At 55.6% G+C, this 15,625-nt stretch carries 16 protein-coding genes; 10 read left to right on the top strand and 6 right to left on the bottom strand.

Going from position 1 to position 15,625, the window contains the following annotated elements; translation table 11 throughout:
* The 3 genes from RCH09_RS18480 to RCH09_RS18470 all read left to right on the top strand — a co-directional run.
* Positions 1-261: hypothetical protein (locus RCH09_RS18480; RefSeq protein ID WP_326942617.1), on the top strand; the 261-nt coding region annotated here is incomplete at its 5' end.
* A 438-nt stretch (positions 262-699) separates the two neighbouring features.
* A protein-coding gene (locus RCH09_RS18475) for an IS3 family transposase (RefSeq protein WP_326942616.1) occupies positions 700-1,808 on the top strand; the annotation gives its coding sequence in 2 pieces (ribosomal slippage) (positions 700-949 and positions 949-1,808; 1,110 coding nt in all).
* A 64-nt stretch (positions 1,809-1,872) separates the two neighbouring features.
* Entirely contained in the window at positions 1,873-2,211 is a 339-nt protein-coding gene (locus RCH09_RS18470) for a DUF5710 domain-containing protein (protein WP_326942615.1), read from the top strand.
* Between the two features lie 22 nt (positions 2,212-2,233).
* On the opposite strand, the gene RCH09_RS18465 is transcribed toward RCH09_RS18470, so the two are convergent.
* The 6 genes from RCH09_RS18465 to RCH09_RS18440 form a co-directional block, all read right to left on the bottom strand.
* Positions 2,234-2,509: an HU family DNA-binding protein gene (locus tag RCH09_RS18465; protein WP_326942614.1), complete on the bottom strand. Its 276-nt coding sequence runs from the start codon at positions 2,507-2,509 to the stop codon at positions 2,234-2,236.
* A 198-nt stretch (positions 2,510-2,707) separates the two neighbouring features.
* On the bottom strand, positions 2,708-3,724 hold the full coding sequence (locus RCH09_RS18460) for an efflux transporter outer membrane subunit (protein ID WP_326942620.1): 1,017 nt from the start codon (positions 3,722-3,724) through the stop codon (positions 2,708-2,710).
* A gap of 52 nt (positions 3,725-3,776) precedes the next feature.
* Entirely contained in the window at positions 3,777-6,959 is a 3,183-nt protein-coding gene (locus RCH09_RS18455) for an efflux RND transporter permease subunit (RefSeq protein WP_326942613.1), read from the bottom strand.
* A 12-nt stretch (positions 6,960-6,971) separates the two neighbouring features.
* On the bottom strand, positions 6,972-8,105 hold the full coding sequence (locus RCH09_RS18450; protein ID WP_326942619.1) for an efflux RND transporter periplasmic adaptor subunit: 1,134 nt from the start codon (positions 8,103-8,105) through the stop codon (positions 6,972-6,974).
* A gap of 183 nt (positions 8,106-8,288) precedes the next feature.
* Entirely contained in the window at positions 8,289-9,071 is a 783-nt protein-coding gene (locus RCH09_RS18445; protein ID WP_326942612.1) for an alpha/beta hydrolase, read from the bottom strand.
* 56 nt (positions 9,072-9,127) lie between these two features.
* The gene (locus RCH09_RS18440) at positions 9,128-9,334 is read right to left on the bottom strand and encodes a hypothetical protein (RefSeq protein ID WP_326942611.1); all 207 of its coding nucleotides are present in this window, start codon (positions 9,332-9,334) and stop codon (positions 9,128-9,130) included.
* A gap of 125 nt (positions 9,335-9,459) precedes the next feature.
* On the opposite strand from RCH09_RS18440, the gene RCH09_RS18435 reads away from it, so the two are divergent.
* From RCH09_RS18435 to RCH09_RS18405, 7 genes are all read left to right on the top strand, one after another.
* Positions 9,460-10,362, top strand: coding sequence for a LysR substrate-binding domain-containing protein (locus tag RCH09_RS18435; RefSeq protein WP_326942610.1), 903 nt, complete (start codon positions 9,460-9,462; stop codon positions 10,360-10,362).
* A gap of 150 nt (positions 10,363-10,512) precedes the next feature.
* Positions 10,513-11,013, top strand: coding sequence for a glycine zipper 2TM domain-containing protein (locus tag RCH09_RS18430; protein ID WP_326942609.1), 501 nt, complete (start codon positions 10,513-10,515; stop codon positions 11,011-11,013).
* A gap of 104 nt (positions 11,014-11,117) precedes the next feature.
* Positions 11,118-11,846 (top strand): phosphatase PAP2 family protein, encoded by a 729-nt coding sequence (locus tag RCH09_RS18425; RefSeq protein WP_326942608.1) that lies wholly within the window; start codon positions 11,118-11,120, stop codon positions 11,844-11,846.
* Positions 11,847-11,971: 125 nt separating this feature from the next.
* Positions 11,972-12,262 carry a hypothetical protein gene (locus tag RCH09_RS18420; RefSeq protein WP_326942607.1) on the top strand — a complete coding sequence of 97 codons (291 nt, stop codon included), beginning with the start codon at positions 11,972-11,974 and terminating at the stop codon, positions 12,260-12,262.
* A 2-nt stretch (positions 12,263-12,264) separates the two neighbouring features.
* Positions 12,265-12,861: a glycine zipper 2TM domain-containing protein gene (locus RCH09_RS18415; protein ID WP_326942618.1), complete on the top strand. Its 597-nt coding sequence runs from the start codon at positions 12,265-12,267 to the stop codon at positions 12,859-12,861.
* Positions 12,862-13,088: 227 nt separating this feature from the next.
* Positions 13,089-14,750: a peptide chain release factor 3 gene (locus RCH09_RS18410; RefSeq protein WP_442785063.1), complete on the top strand. Its 1,662-nt coding sequence runs from the start codon at positions 13,089-13,091 to the stop codon at positions 14,748-14,750.
* A 236-nt stretch (positions 14,751-14,986) separates the two neighbouring features.
* Positions 14,987-15,541 (top strand): hemerythrin domain-containing protein, encoded by a 555-nt coding sequence (locus RCH09_RS18405; protein WP_326942605.1) that lies wholly within the window; start codon positions 14,987-14,989, stop codon positions 15,539-15,541.
* Positions 15,542-15,625: the final 84 nt, after the last annotated feature.

The raw sequence follows: 15,625 nt of genomic DNA, 5'->3' as shown, positions 1-15,625 counted from the left end.
ATCCCGAACAGGACCGTGAAACGACTTTGCGCCGATGATAGTGCGTCAACACGTGTGAAAGTAGGTCATCGTCAGGCTAAGTTATTGCTCCAAACTGAACGGCTCCCCTCAAAAGGAGCCGTTTTGCTGTCCGCTCGATTTTTTACCGGTTCAACCAACTCTACTAACTATCGGACCGAGAGCCGCGCCAACTCCCACTATCGGCACGAAACATTACCGCCGCTGACCTGGCCGAAAATTTTTATATTAGGCATGATTTGAAAAAATTGCCCCTTGCGATATCACAAATTGCGCGTGGCATCCGCGAGCCAAACCTGGAAGTGTTCGATGGGAGCTATGTATGCGGTGGGAAAGTTGGAATATGTTTGCTGCGCCGAGTTAGTTCTCAACTGTCCCTGCGTATCCACCTGCAACGCCATGGTCGAACGTTTTAATGGCCGCTTCGCGCAGGAACGCTTGAATATCTATTGGTTCTTGTCACTCGACAATACCCGGCGCAAACCAGGTTCGTCGAAGCAGCCACGTAGGCTATGAAGGTAGCCATCGATTTGCCGCATGAACGCGTCCAGGCGTTGCATCGCATATCCAGTGTTTCAGTTTTAACTCGGTGTTGGCAATTGCCGTGACCGATGACCTGACCGGGGATTTTAAGACCACGGATAATTTGAGAAGATAGCTCGTTGCGACAGCGAGGAAGCCATGAGGAAGAGCCGATACAGCGACGAGCAGATCGTCCGGATTTTGCGGGAAGCGGACAAGGATCCGGTGCCGGAGGTGGCGAAACGGCATGGGGTCAGCGAACAGAGCATCTACGGCTGGCGCAAGCGGTTTGCCGGCATGGCCGCCGATGACGTCAAGGAGTTCAAGAGTTTGACGCAAGAGAATGCCCGGCTCAAGAAACTGCTGGCCGAACGCGATCTTGAAATTGAAATCATGAAGGAAATCACCGCAAAAAAGTGGTGAGCGCACCAGCCCGTCGGATCGCGACCTGCTACGCAATCGAACGGGGCCTTTCGCAGAGACGGGCTTGTGCGCTGACGGGTGTCAGTCGGTCGAACTTGCAGTACGTGCCATGCTTGCCAATAAAAAATGCCCCTGTTGTTCAGGCGATGTGTCGTCTGTCGGCGCAATATCCGCGCTATGGCGCGCGCCGCATTCGGGTGTTTCTCGGTCGGGAAGGCTTCGCAGTCGGGAAAGATCGCTGTGGCAGACTATGGGCCGAGCATGGCTTGCAGGTGCCAAAGAAACGGTCCCGCAAGCGCATTGCCACGGGCCGTCCACGGCCAATGGCACCGATGGTGGCCAACGCGGTGTGGAGTTACGATTTCGTTTTCGATGCCTGCGCAAACGGGCAGCAATTGAAATGTCTGACGGTGGTCGATGAATTCACGCGGGAGTCATTGGCCATTGATGTGGCCGGCTCGATTCGCTCGGCAAGAGTCATTGAGGTGCTGTCGAAGCTGATCAGCGTACGTGGCGCACCGCGTTATCTGCGCAGCGACAATGGTCCGGAATTCGTCAGCGTTGCATTGTTGAAATGGGTCGTGGATCAGCGTATCGAATCGGTCCTGATCGATCCTGGCAAGCCATGGCAGAACGGCACAACAGAAAGCTTCAACGGGAAATTCCGCGACGAATGCCTGGCCATGGAGTGGTTTAGAAACCGGATCGAGGCAAAGGTCGTGATCGAGGACTGGCGGAAGCACTACAACACCGTGCGCCCGCACTCCAGCTTGAAATACGAAATACCAGAAGCGTTTTGCAGGAAAGAATCGGTACGGTTATTAACCGGAGCTACTCCAGATTGAGTTGGTCCTAAAAACCCAGTCAGGTCAATTCCGATTCATTTATTGTGTGATTCAGGAGGAAACAATGCTGTTGTTGAATGTGCCGTTCGCGGAAAAGGATCAAGCCAAGGCCCTTGGCGCCCGCTGGAATGCGGCAAAGAAGAGGTGGTATGTACCTGAAGGGATCAGTGCTGCGGCATTTGCAAAATGGGTTTCAGCTGATGCAAAAAAAGAGGCTGGTGCAATGGACGCAGCAACGTCGAGCTCTCCGGCAATGGAGCAGGTCGGCTTGACTGTTACGGGGAAAAACTACTTCGAACTGGAACACGATTGCGTTCCATGGCTAGAGTGCATAAGGTGTGACGCACTGATCAAGTCTCGAGTCTCGACAGACTGGATAAAAAAAGACGCTCATAATCAATGAGCGCCGGACTAACACATCTTGCTTACTTATTCACTGCGTCTTTGAACGCTTTGCCAGCCGCAAACTTGACTGTTTTCGCTGCCGAAATCGTGATTTCTTCACCTGTGCGTGGATTGCGGCCGGTGCGCTCAGCGCGGCTACCCGACGAAAATGCGCCAAAACCGATCAGCTGCACTGAATCACCATTGACCACTGCCTGGATTACGTTCGACAGAACGGATTCAAGAGCGCGTTGCGCGACTGCTTTGGAAAGATCGCATTCGGTTGCGATGGCATCGATCAGTTCAGTTTTATTCATGAAAACTCCAAGTAAATGAGAGCGCGGATTTTAGCACCCGCGCTGGGGAAATAGGTGTGGTTTTCTACATGCCACCGTATCGCATCGCTATTTTGCTTCGGCAGGCGCGCTACCAGCCAGCGTCGTCGGTCACGGTCGTTCGACGCTGGTAATGGACAAGGCAACCGGACGGGAGTTGCAATTTTTTGCGAAGATGCACTACCAGCCACCGCCCAAAGAACGAATTAGCGCTACGGTCGTGGTTGCCCGCGTGCCGCGCAGTTGCACTGCGCTGCGCTGGTTGGCAATCAGATTGCGCTGTGCATCCAGCGTATCAAGGTAGTTCGACGATCCCGCCCGATACAGCTGGCTAGACAACTCGGCGGCACGGCGTGCGGCGATGACGGCATCATCGGTGGCCACGGCCTGGTCGCGCAGAATCCGCAAACCCGCCAAATTGTCTTCAACCTCGGCAAACGCAGTCAGTACGCTTTGCCGGTAGGTGGCCACCGACTCCTCCAGAACGGCCTCGCTACGGACCACTGCGGCGCTGTGGCGACCACCGTCAATGACTGGCAGGGAAAATAGCGCTCCCAACAACCAGGTCCGGCTGCTCCATTTGAACAGGTTCGACAGGCTTTCCGACTCGAAGCCACTGTCGCCCGTCAACGTCAGTGAAGGAAACCTGGCGGCCCTGGCGACACCGATACGTGCGTTGCTGGCGACCATCACCCGCTGCGCCGCAACGATGTCGGGGCGGCGCTCGAGCAGCGACGACGGCAATCCGGCCGGGATCGTTGGCAAAGTCACCGCCTCGGTCAATGGATTGGCCTGAGCGCTGAATGCGGCTGGCGTCTTTCCCAGCAGGACCGCAAGCGCATGATCGAGCTGATTGCGCTGTCGTGCCAGCCCGAAGGCCTCGGCGCGATTGGTTGCCAGATCAGTTTTGGCGCGCGACAGATCGAGTTCACCCAGGTCGCCGAGATCGACACGCCGCTGGTTGATCCGGACGTTCTCGGTCCGAAGGCGTACTGCCTCTTCAAGCAAGGCCTGCTCCGCGTCGAGTGCCCGAATCCTGAAATAGGTTTGCGCAACATCGGCTTGCAGCGAAAGCAGCACGGATTGATAGGTTGCCGCGCTGGTTTCCGAATCGGCGCGCGCCGCATTGACATTGTCGGACACACGACCGAATAAATCGACTTCATAAGCAGCAGCATGCTGGTGCGCGGCGCCAATTGCTGATGCCCTGGCGCGACTGCTTCAAATAAAAAATTCCAGCGCAGATTCATTACAGGCCTCCTTCGTGCGGGCGGACAACGATGTCGTTATTCAGCACGGGTTTTTGAAAACGTTTTTCTAACGTACGCAGCAGCACATAGAACACTGGCGTAAAGAACAGGCCAAACAGCGTCACCCCAAGCATCCCTGCGAATACCGCCACACCCATGGCATGACGCATTTCGGAACCCGCACCACTGGAAAACACCAGTGGCACAACGCCCATGATGAACGCGAATGACGTCATCAGGATTGGCCGCAATCGCATGCGGCAGGCCTCGAGCGCGGCCTGCACGATGGTGCGACCGTGGTCCTCCAGTTCGCGGGCAAATTCAACAATCAGAATGGCATTCTTTGACGCCAGCCCGACCAGTACGAACAGGGCAATCTGCGTGAAGATATTATTGTCTCCGCCAGTCAGCTTCACGCCGATCAGTGCAAACAGAATCGACATCGGCACGATCAAAATCACCGCCAACGGTAGCGTCAGGCTTTCGTACGTCGCGGCGAGCACGAGGAACACGAGCAGGACGCACAATGGAAACACGAACACCATTGAATTGCCGGCCAGTTGCTCCTGATAGGTCAGGTCGGTCCACTCGTAGGTAACGCCTTTGGGCAAGACCTCTTTTGCAATGCGCTCCATCGCCGCCTGCGCCTGTCCACTGGAGACCCCTGGTGCTGGCCCGCCATTCATGTCTGCCGAGACGTAGGCGTTATATCGTTGCACGCGATCCGGTCCGTAGCTGTCCTTGACGCGCATGAGTGAGGACAATGGAATCATCTGTCCCTTGTCGTTTCGCACCTTCAGTTGTGCGATGTCCTCAGCCTTGGAACGGAACTGGGCATCGGCCTGCACCTTGACCTGATAGGTACGTCCGAACTTGTTGAAGTCATTCACGTACAGCGACCCAAGATTGATCTGCAGGGTTTGATAAATGACGGACAAAGGCACGCCCAGTTGTTTCGCCTTGGTGCGATCGACATCGGCGAACAATTGCGGGACATTGATCTGGTAGCTGGAGAACACTCCCGCCAGTTCCGGCGTCTGCCATGCCTTCGCCTGCATAGCCTGGACTGCCTTGTACATTTCATCGTAGCCGACGTTGCCGCGATCTTCGATCATCATCTTGAAACCGCCGATTGTGCCCAATCCATTGACCGGGGGCGGTGGGAATACCAGGATAAACGCATCCTGAATGCCGCCGAGCTTCTGATTGATCTGCTGCGCGATTGCGCCGCCCGATAGCGCTGCCGATGTGCGTTCTTCGAACGGCTTGAGTCCGATGAAGACGATTCCGGAATTCGGCGCGTTGGTAAATCCGTTGATCGACAGACCGGGGAATGCGATCGAGTCTCTGACGCCTGGCACCGTTTTCGCGAGATCCGACATGCGCCGGATTACGGCATCAGTGCGATCCAGCGAAGCACCATCGGGCAACTGGGCAAATCCAACCAGATACTGCTTGTCCTGGCTTGGCACAAAGCCGCTTGGCACTGACTTGAAGACGAAGAATGCCGCAACGCCCAGCAATGCATAGACCACCAGCGAGGCTGATTTGCGTTGCAATGCTTTGCCCACGCCACGTTCGTAGCTATGGGAAGCCCTGCCGAAGACGCGGTTGAACCAACCGAAAAACCGCCCGAAGATTTTGTCGATCAAGCGTGTCAGGCCATCTTTTGGCGCATCGTGTGGCTTGAGCAGGACGGCTGCCAGCGCCGGCGAAAGCGTCAGCGAATTGAAGGCGGAAATGACCGTCGAGATTGCAATGGTCAACGCAAACTGGCGATAGAACTGCCCGGTCAAGCCGGAGACAAAGGCAATCGGCACGAACACGGCGCACAGTACCAGCGCGATGGCGATAATCGGACCACTGACTTCTTTCATGGCCTTGATGGTTGCATCGTGCGGGCTGAGACCTTCCTGAATATTCCGTTCGACATTTTCTACCACCACAATCGCGTCATCGACGACGATACCGATTGCCAGCACCATGCCGAACAGCGACAGCGTGTTGATCGAAAAACCGAACATCAACATCATCGCGAAGGTGCCGATGATCGACACGGGTACGGCAACCAACGGAATGATCGATGCACGCCATGTCTGCAGAAATACGATCACCACCAGGACCACCAGCGCAATCGCCTCGAGCAGTGTGTGGACGACTGCATTAATCGACTCGCGCACGAATTGCGTCGGGTCATACACGACGTTGTAGTCGACACCCTCAGGAAAATCTTTCTTCAACTCTTCCATTTTGGCGCGCACGTCAGTTGACAGCTGCAAGGCGTTGGCCGCAGGCGCCTCAAAGATGGCGATCGCGGCCGCGGATTTGTTGTTCAACAAAGAACGCAATGCATAGCCATCGGATCCGAGTTCGATGCGGGCGACGTCCTTGAGCTGCGTGACTGAGCCATCGGTACCGGTACGCACGATGATCGCGCCGAATTCCTCCACCGTTTGCAGCCGGCCCTGCGTATTGACGCTAAGCTGGAATTCCGCATTCTTCGACGGCGACGAACCCACCACGCCAGCGGCCACCTGAACGTTCTGTTCGCGAATGGCCGTCACGACATCCGGCGCGGTCAGGCTGCGCGCCGCCAGCTTTTGTGGGTCGATCCAGATCCGCATGGCATAGTCGCCAGCGCCGAAAAGGAGGGTCTCGCCCATGCCCGGAATGCGCGACAACTGATCCTTGATGTTGAGCACGGCATAGTTGCGCAGATAAACGTCGTCGTAGCGGCCGGTTGGCGACACCAGATGGACAACCATGGTCAGGTTTGGCGAGCTCTTGACGGTGGTCACCCCAATCTGTCGCACTTCTTCCGGCAGGCGTGGCAATGCCCGCTGTACCCGGTTCTGCACCTGGGTTTCAGCCTGCTCGACATTGGTGCCAATCTTGAATGTGACGGTCAGTGCGAGCGAGCCGTCCGACGTCGCTTGGGACGACATGTACAGCATGTTCTCAACGCCAGTAATCTGTTCCTCGAGCGGTGCAGCGACTGTCTCGGCGATGACCTTGGGATTCGCACCGGGATATTGGGCACGCACGACGATGGATGGCGGAACGACATCCGGATACTCGGAGATTGGTAGCTTGATCATCGCCAGCAAGCCGGCGACGAAGATCAACACCGACAGGACGCCGGCGAAGATCGGTCGATTAATAAAAAATTTGGATAGATTCATTGTGTGCCTCGGTTATTTGGCGGCGACAGCGGCCGCTTTGGCATCGCCCTTGGCCGGCGGCGCATTCGGATCGGCTTCCATCGGCACCATCTGGACCGTCACCGGCGCGCCGGGACGTGCACGTTGCAGGCCATTGACGATGATTTTTTCACCTGGCTTGAGCCCGCTGCGGACCACGCGCAAGTTGTCAACCAGTGGGCCGAGTTCGACGGCGCGGTATTCTGCTTTGCTCTCCGCATTGACGACGTACACGAATTTGCGGTTCTGATCGGTACCGATGGCTTGTTCGGCGATCAGGGTCGACTTCGGTGCGGCACTATCATCACCAATCAGCACACGAGCGAACAGGCCCGGCGCCAGCGCGTCGTCGGCATTGTCGAAAATTGCCCGCAGTCGCACGCTGCCCGTGGCCGGATCCACGCGGTTGTCGACAAACTCCAGTTTGCCCTGGTGCGGGAAGCCGGTTTCGTTGGCCAATCCGACCTTGACACTGATTGGGCGGCCCTTGCGATTGACCCTTGCGACGCGCAGAAACGTATCTTCATCGCCGTCGAACGTGGCGTAGATGGGATTGGCTGATACCACCGTAGTGAGGATGACAGTGCCATCGACCAGATTGCCTTCGGTGACCTCGGCTTTGCTTACCCGGCCATTGATCGGCGACAGGACGCGCGTAAAAGTCAAATTGAGCTTGGCCGCTTCATAGGCTGCCTGGGCGGCGCGTGCAGTGGCATTGAGTTCATTGAGCGCGGAGGTTTTTTCATCGGCTTCACGTTGCGCGATGGCTTTCTCGGCGAGCAGTTTCTCGGCGCGGGCGGATTCAATTTTTGCCAGACTGGCTTTGGCAAGCGCGGAGGCGGCGACAGCTTGCGCGCGGTCAGCCTCAGCCTGGTAAGGGCGCTGATCAATGACAAACAACAGATCGCCCTTCTTCACTTCTGCGCCTGGCTTGAAATTAATCGAAGTCAAAAACCCCGAGACGCGCGGGCGAATATCGACCCGATTGATCGCCTCGAGACGCCCCGAAAACTGCTGGGTTTCCGCCACTGATTTCTCAATCACCAACGCGGCGGTGATTGGCGGACCGCTTGCAGCAGGGGCCGCCGTGGCTTTGGCTTCGGGGTTGTCGCAGGCGCTCAGCAGCATGGTTGCTGCGGCAAATGTGGCAATGCAGAGCGACCTTGGATTGATCGGAGAATGCCAATTCGGAAGCTGGGTCATGATGAAGCCTTTCGATGTCAGTGTTGGCGGCGTTAAAAAAAAAGCCAGCACAGTTGCAGTTAATGGGAACCCGGCCACAAATGGTGGCCAGCGAGCGATGAAGCCGGACTAGGGAAGGGCTTTTAGAAACGTTGAAATTGCATTGAGTGCTATATCGATTCGCATCCCATCGCAGCGATCCGTGGGATTTTGAAGATGCATTGCGGGCATGCGTATTACCTGTGCCGCAACGCCATTTGAAACCAGCTTTTCACAGTAACCGTCGGCTTCGTCGCGCAGCGCGTCATCCTCGGCGCTTAGAATTAATGTCCTTGGCAATCCCTTGAGCCGGGTAGATTGCAACGGCGAGGCATACGGGTGTATTCGATCGGATGCATGCTTGATATAACTTCGATAATAGAGCGCACAGGCATCGGCAACAACTGCTCCATCGTCCCCCGCTACCATGGCCCGCATCGAGCAGGTACTCAGCCCAGGATCGAGCATCGGCGTAATCAGTATTTGCGCCGCGATCTCCGGCTCGTCGCGATCGTTTGCCATGAGACTTGCCACAGCTGCAAGATTGCCGCCAGCCTCAATGCCGGCAACGACCAGTTGGCGTCCGTCCCACCCGAGCAACACGCGGTTCTTAACACTCCAGTTCAGCACGGCATGTGCATCTTCCGCCGCGGCGGGAAACGGTGCCTCGCGGGCAAGGGTGTAGGAGGTCGCGAGGACCTTAAGGTTGGTTCGCAATGCGAGAGCCCGAACGAAAGGGTCGATATCGTCGAGCAAGTCCTGCACGAACCCACCGGGAGGAAAAAAGACCAGCAACCCGGCTGACGGGCCCGGTGATTCATACAGCCGCACCGCGAGTTCACCTTGACCGCCCCGGGCCACCAACGAGCGCATCGTCACGCTCCCAAGACCCGGATCCTTCGGGGTGCAACTGTCCGCTGATACTTTCTTCATTTCTTGACAACGGTCGCTGCGTCGACCCCGGCGAGGGTTGTGCTTGAACCGAACACTTCATGTGCAAGCACGTCGAAGCCAGTACTTTCAATGCCGAGGGCCTTGCCCGTTTGCAGCGAGCAGGTCGCCGCCGAAATACCCGACAGTGCAACACTTCCAGCAATCAGAATGAGAATCGCGAAGATGATGTCTTTGGTATTCATGGCGGTTTCCATTTCTCGGGGTTGTATTGCAATGCAGCAGACTTTAAACATGTTTTATAATTTGATAAACAGTCTGAACAAGAATTGACTGTTCAGAAAATGGAACAATCCGGAAGGCCGCCACGATGGACAAGCTTCAGGCAATGAAGGTATTTGTGCAGGTCGTTGACTCTGGGGGCTTCTCGCGGGCGGCGGATAGTTTGAATATGCCCAAGGCAACAGTGTCAACACTGGTCCAGAATCTGGAGCGCCTCCTCAAGGTAAAGCTATTGCATCGCACCACGCGAAAAGTGAATGTGACGGCCGACGGTGCAGGCTATTACGAGCGTTGCCTGCGGATCCTGGCTGATGTCAAAGATACCGAGGAGTCGGTCTCGCGCACGCAATCCAGTCCAAGTGGTCGCCTCAGGGTTGATGTGCCAAGCGGGCTGGGGCGACAACTGATTATTCCTGCGTTGCCCGACTTCTTTTCCCGATACCCTGATATTCGGCTGGAAATGGGATCCGGTGATCGGCAGGTTGATCTGGTCGAGGAGGGCATTGACTGCGCATTGCGCGGAGGCGTGCTGCCCGATTCGACGTTGATAGCGCGGCGCGTTGGTGCATTGTATTTCGCTACCTGCGCGGCGCCTTCCTATCTGGCGCGGTTTGGCCGCCCGCTGCATCCGCGCGACTTGCTCGATCATCATTGTGTGAATTACTTTTCTTCCAAAACCGGGAAGATTTTTGAATGGGACTTTGCCAAGGACGGTGAGCGGATACAGTTGGCGCTGGATGGTCCGCTTGCGGTCAACGACTCCGAAGCTTATCTTGCCGCCGGGCTTGCGGGCATTGGTATTCTGCAAACGCCACAATTTCCCTTGCAGCGTCACGTTGCTCTTGGGTCGCTTGAGCCGGTCTTGATGGAGTGGGTTTCCGACCCGTTGCCGCTTCACGTGATCTATCCGCAGAATCGCCATCTCTCGGCAAAGGTGCGGGTATTTGTCGAATGGATTTCGGAGCTGTTTGCCGCGGTGGACTCAAGGTAGACTTGCTTCACGACGGGCGGCCCGGAGCAGGGCCACATGTAATAGTCTGTTTCGCCTGGCGCCAAGGATGTTTAAGCTGGCTATATTGCAGGCATGTCAGCAGGTAATGGCAACCGAATCCGGTGCTCACTGCGATAGTCAGGAGTCGATATGTTGATGAAAAAATCAGTATGCGTGGTGCTTTTAGTCACAGCCAGTCTTGGCAGCGCGGCTTATGCTGGTGATCGCGGTGCCGACACAGTTGTCGGTGCGGTGCTCGGGGCCGCGATTGGTGGCAGCGTCAACGGGCGCAACGGTGCAATCGTAGGTGGTGTGCTTGGCGCTGCCGTTGGCGCAAGCGCCGGTGATCGTCGGTATGAGTCGCGCGGAAGCTATTATCAGCCGGCGCCAACCTATTATCAGGCGGCGCCGACCTATTATCAGCCCGAACCAACGTATTACCAGCCGGCACCGGTGTATTACCAGCCGCGACCGACATACTATGAAGCCGCGCCAACTTACTATCAACAAGCTCCAGCCTATGTACAGTCGGGTGTGGTTATTTACGGCGGATCCTCAAATCGTCAACATAATGAATGGCATGATGGCCGCCATGAGCGCTGGGGAGATCGGGATGGCGACTGGCACCACAGGGATTACGATCGTCGTTGACCTGTTGCGATAGTTTTTTTAGCCTTGGCCTGACGTGTTGCGACGTCGGGCCATTTTGTTTTAACGATAGATGAAGCACTGTGTTGTCTTTGGGCAACGTCACAATGAAGCGCGTCCATCCATGGGATAGACTTCTCACCTCCATTTCAATTCGAGCGATGCCTGTGTTTTCTACACCTCTCATGATGTTTTTTTGGTCACGCATAACGGTTCTGGGTGATGTGATCGTGACATTGCCCGCTGCGGCGGCGATTGTTATCTGGCTTTGTTCAGGTCAGGCTTGGCGCGTAACCGCGTGGTGGATTGGGCTTTTCGGAGCCGGAATGGCAATTGTTGTCGCTACAAAAATTGCGTTTATTGGTTGGGGACTTGGTATCTCCTCCGTTGACTTTACCGGAATCAGTGGCCATGCGATGCGTGCGTCGGCAGTCCTTCCAGTCCTTGGTTATTTGATAACGCAAAATGCAAGTTCTCGTGCTCAACGTGCTGGAATCCTCGCGGGATTCGCGTTTGGAGTGTTGATTACCGTTTCGCGCGTCATGGTTGGAGCGCACTCAACGTCTGAAGCTGTCACGGGCGAGATTTTGGGTAGCCTGGTGGGGTTTGCGTTCATTGCTGTCGCCGGACAGTTGGTGACCCCTGCAGTCAATCGATGGCTGGTGGGCGCGAGCGCTGCCTGCCTCGTCTGGATGTCTTCGGGTGAGCCGGCGCCAACACAAGAATTGCTCACCGAGTTTGCACTAGTCCTGTCAGGACACGAATATCCCTATACGCGTGCAGATTGGGCGCCGTTGAAGCGCGCCGAAAATCAGTTTTTGAATCAATTCAATTGATCGACAAATCCTAACTACGACGATCGCCGCGGTTTCAATGATCGGCATATACTTTCCGGAATCGAAAAGCGAACTGCCGGAGTATGCGTCAGGCAGTCAATCATGGATTTACCAGGAGATTTTTCATGTTTTTGGATCACCCTACCATCACCGCAACGAGTGCCAGTACCGAGCCCGATCGCATAGAGCGCCTTAACCGGGTGTATGGATATGTTGTCGGACTGGCTGACCATTTGCAGAACCCCGATTTTATTTCGAAGATCTGGCAAATCCACGATCACAAGGGAACCCTGATGGTGGTCTGGTTGCAGCCACCGACAAATGAAGAGAAGGGTTATTTTGAAAAGGCTTGGTCGAGCAAGTTGGGAGATAGTTCACATAGCGTCGAACATGAGATGAAGGGCGTAAAAGCTTGAAGATGGTGCGCTCAGGCAATGAAACAACTCATTACAATTTTGGTTTCGGCGGCAACACAAACTTCCAGGGTTCGAATTACACTTGGGTCAACAACGGGGGCCTTATGAATAAAACATTTCAAACTGCAATTTCCTTTCTGTTTCTCGGCGCGGCATCGTTCGCTCACGGGGCCGAATTTGATGATTCCGCGCGGGTCGTTCGGGTCGTGCCTCAAGTCGAGCAAGTCAATCAACCGCATCAGGAATGCCGTACCGAGTACGTCCAGGCGCAACGGCAGGAACGCAATGTTGGCGGGTCAATTCTCGGTGGATTGGCCGGTGGTATTCTCGGCAATCAGGTAGGTGGCGGTAGCGGTCGTACCGCTGCGACTGCTGCGGGTGCGATTGCCGGTGCAATCGTTGGTGATCGTGTTGAAAATAACAACCAGCAACCGACAGAGCAGGCTGTGCGTCAGTGCCATACTGTCGACAACTGGCAGTCGCGCACGAATGGTTACGCGGTAACGTATGAATACAACGGCAGGACCTATACGAGCGTGATGGCAAACGACCCTGGCGACCGCGTGCGCCTGCGTGTTTCCCTGAATCCGCGTAACTAGCGCAACCTCCCCGGCAAACCGAACCGGTCTGTCGCGGTCAGAACCTGACCCGTGAATTGCAAAATTCACGGGCTTTTCTTTTATATCAAGTGCAAACTCAGCTGTGTCGACGGCATCATCGCATGAATTAAAATGGCGCTTGCGCTAACCAGTTCGACTTCCCATGCAGGAGCCGGTAGACTGCAGGGTTTTCGCAGGGATATGTGATGGTCAGTAATTCCGATGTTATGCCGGTTCACGCCGACGACAAGCCCGCCGAAACGCCACGCACCGAGCCGCGCAATGTACCGGCTGAAGTGATTCGTCGCGAAGTCTTGCGGCGACGCACCTTTGGGATTATTTCGCATCCGGATGCCGGCAAAACCACGCTCACTGAGAAACTCCTGCTGTTCTCTGGCGCGATTCAGCTCGCTGGTACCGTCAAGGCGCGCAAAAGTGGCCGCCACGCGACCTCGGACTGGATGGAAATTGAAAAGCAGCGTGGCATCTCAGTCGCCAGTTCAGTGATGCAGTTCGAATATCGTGACCATGTCGTGAATTTGCTCGATACACCGGGCCATCAGGACTTCTCCGAAGACACCTACCGCGTGCTCACCGCCGTCGATTCCGCATTGATGGTGATTGATGCGGCGAAAGGCGTCGAGACACAGACGATCAAGCTTCTCAATGTCTGCCGTATGCGCAGCACGCCAATCATCACATTCATGAACAAGATGGATCGGGAAACACGAGATCCGCTCGAGCTGCTCGATGAACTGGAATCCGTGCTCGACATTCAATGCGCGCCCGTCACGTGGCCAATTGGCATGGGCAAAGCTTTTCGCGGGGTGTATCACTTGTTGCGCGATGAGATTTTGCTGTTCGCGCCGGGCGATGCACGGGCGGACCAGGAATTCGAAGTTATCAAGGGAATTGACAACCCACGCCTGGCAGCCATGTTCCCGCGCGAGATTGAGCAGTTGAAGATGGAGGTCGATCTGGTCCATGGCGCATCACATCCATTCGATTTGAAGGCTTTTTTGGCCGGTACGCAGACACCCGTATTTTTTGGTTCGGCAATCAATAACTTCGGCGTGCGCGAAATCCTCAACGCGTTGCTGGACTGGGCTCCCGCGCCTCGTCCTCGCGATGCGACGGTGCGGTCGGTTGAGCCGGACGAAAAGCCGTTCTCCGGTTTTGTCTTTAAGATTCAAGCAAACATGGATCCTGCACACCGCGACCGTATCGCATTCCTGCGTGTGTGTTCCGGGCGCTTTGAGCGGGGCATGAAAATCAAGCATTTGCGCTTGAACCGCGAAATCAAGGTGTCCAATGTGGTGACGTTTATGGCGGCAAGTCGCGAGCAAGTCGAAGAGGCTTATGCGGGCGACATCATTGGGCTGCCGAATCATGGCAACATGCAAATTGGGGATAGTTTCTCGGAAAGTGAATTGCTTCAATTCACCGGCATCCCGTATTTCGCGCCCGATTTCTTCCGCTCGGTACGCATTCGCAATCCGCTGAAAATCAAGCAGTTGCACAAGGGGTTGCAACAACTGGGCGAGGAAGGCGCTGTGCAAGTATTCAAGCCAGTCAATAGCGGCGATCTGATTCTCGGCGCGGTCGGCGTATTGCAGTTTGAGGTTGTAGCCAGTCGCCTGCTCAACGAATACGGGGTCGATGCCGTGTTCGAGGGAACCAGTATCAGCAGCGCACGATGGATTACCGGTGAAGACAAGCGCGTCATCGCCGATTTTGAAAAATCTGCGGCCGGGCATAACGTCGCTTATGACGCTGCCGGCAATATGGCCTATCTGGCTACGTCCGGAGTGAACCTTCGGCACACGCAGGAACGTTGGCCTCTGCTTACCTTTCATGCAACCCGGGAACATGCCGTCAAACTTGAATAAGGGACAGGGCTAACGGCCCTGATAGCAGCCTGCAAGGCGGCCGGTTATACACGCAAAGGACTAATTTTTTTTGCGAACGCCTCCCGCCTTTGAGATAAATCAATTGAATTGTCGCGTTTTGTTCCTATACTTAGGCCACACATTAAGTCGTGTGTCTTAGACATCGTCACTTCAACAACCCGAATCGATTCTGCGCAACAGTCACCCCATGCTGGCGACTGGTTTGAGGAGCAATCATGCTGACGGCAACGTATTCCCTGGTCGCGATCGCGGCAGAACAAAAAACTACGTACAGCATCCTCGCTAAACTTAAGCAATACATCCATGGCACGCTGGACGGCCGTCAGAGCGTCGACCCTGCAGCGTTGGAATCTGCAATTGATCGCCTTGCCCAATTCGACATTTATTGTCATTCACGCAAGGTGGAGGTATATGTGATTCCTGCATTGCGGTCATCGACAGAAGATGTTGACCAGTTGCTCACTGAGCTCGAGTCGCTCAGCGCTGCCGCCAGGCGAATTCTGGCCTCGTTGCAGCAGCGCATCGAACGGGCCATTCAGTGGGGCACGGCCGAGGTCAACCAGATGTGTTTGGCGATGGAGCAGTACTGCGACAAGATGTTTCGGCGCCTTGCAAAAGAGGAGCAGCAATTGCTTCCGGTCGTGAACCAGCTCCTGTCCAACGAGGAATGGTTTTCATTAGGTGCGCAATTTTTGTCGGATGATGGCGATCGCTACGGACACCGACGGGTGCCGCCGCCTGCCATTCCGCGCATCGCGGTGAGGGTGTAAATAATTTTGTGTAAACGGTCATTTGGCAGGAGACTGCCGCCATCAAGGAGAAACAATGACCGTAGCAATGCGTAACAAGCGGGC

The sequence above is a fragment of the Actimicrobium sp. GrIS 1.19 genome (genome assembly GCF_035984655.1).
Taxonomy (GTDB): domain Bacteria; phylum Pseudomonadota; class Gammaproteobacteria; order Burkholderiales; family Burkholderiaceae_D; genus Actimicrobium.
The sequence above is the reverse complement of the archived record's forward strand: the minus strand, read 5'-3'. Positions and strand labels throughout refer to the sequence as shown.

Excerpts from the sequence above, each read along its gene's own strand:
- RCH09_RS18425 (WP_326942608.1), top strand. The coding sequence starts at position 11,118 with ATGAAGCGCGTCCATCCATGGGATAGACTTCTCACCTCCATTTCAATT.
- RCH09_RS18450 (WP_326942619.1), bottom strand. The coding sequence starts at position 8,105 with ATGCTGCTGAGCGCCTGCGACAACCCCGAAGCCAAAGCCACGGCGGCC.
- RCH09_RS18445 (WP_326942612.1), bottom strand. The coding sequence starts at position 9,071 with ATGCGCTCGTTGGTGGCCCGGGGCGGTCAAGGTGAACTCGCGGTGCGG.
- RCH09_RS18405 (WP_326942605.1), top strand. The coding sequence starts at position 14,987 with ATGCTGACGGCAACGTATTCCCTGGTCGCGATCGCGGCAGAACAAAAA.
- RCH09_RS18410 (WP_442785063.1), top strand. The coding sequence starts at position 13,089 with ATGCCGGTTCACGCCGACGACAAGCCCGCCGAAACGCCACGCACCGAG.
- RCH09_RS18440 (WP_326942611.1), bottom strand. The coding sequence starts at position 9,334 with ATGAATACCAAAGACATCATCTTCGCGATTCTCATTCTGATTGCTGGA.
- RCH09_RS18415 (WP_326942618.1), top strand. The coding sequence starts at position 12,265 with ATGGTGCGCTCAGGCAATGAAACAACTCATTACAATTTTGGTTTCGGC.
- RCH09_RS18470 (WP_326942615.1), top strand. The coding sequence starts at position 1,873 with ATGCTGTTGTTGAATGTGCCGTTCGCGGAAAAGGATCAAGCCAAGGCC.
- RCH09_RS18465 (WP_326942614.1), bottom strand. The coding sequence starts at position 2,509 with ATGAATAAAACTGAACTGATCGATGCCATCGCAACCGAATGCGATCTT.
- RCH09_RS18435 (WP_326942610.1), top strand. The coding sequence starts at position 9,460 with ATGGACAAGCTTCAGGCAATGAAGGTATTTGTGCAGGTCGTTGACTCT.
- RCH09_RS18420 (WP_326942607.1), top strand. The coding sequence starts at position 11,972 with ATGTTTTTGGATCACCCTACCATCACCGCAACGAGTGCCAGTACCGAG.
- RCH09_RS18455 (WP_326942613.1), bottom strand. The coding sequence starts at position 6,959 with ATGAATCTATCCAAATTTTTTATTAATCGACCGATCTTCGCCGGCGTC.
- RCH09_RS18430 (WP_326942609.1), top strand. The coding sequence starts at position 10,513 with ATGTTGATGAAAAAATCAGTATGCGTGGTGCTTTTAGTCACAGCCAGT.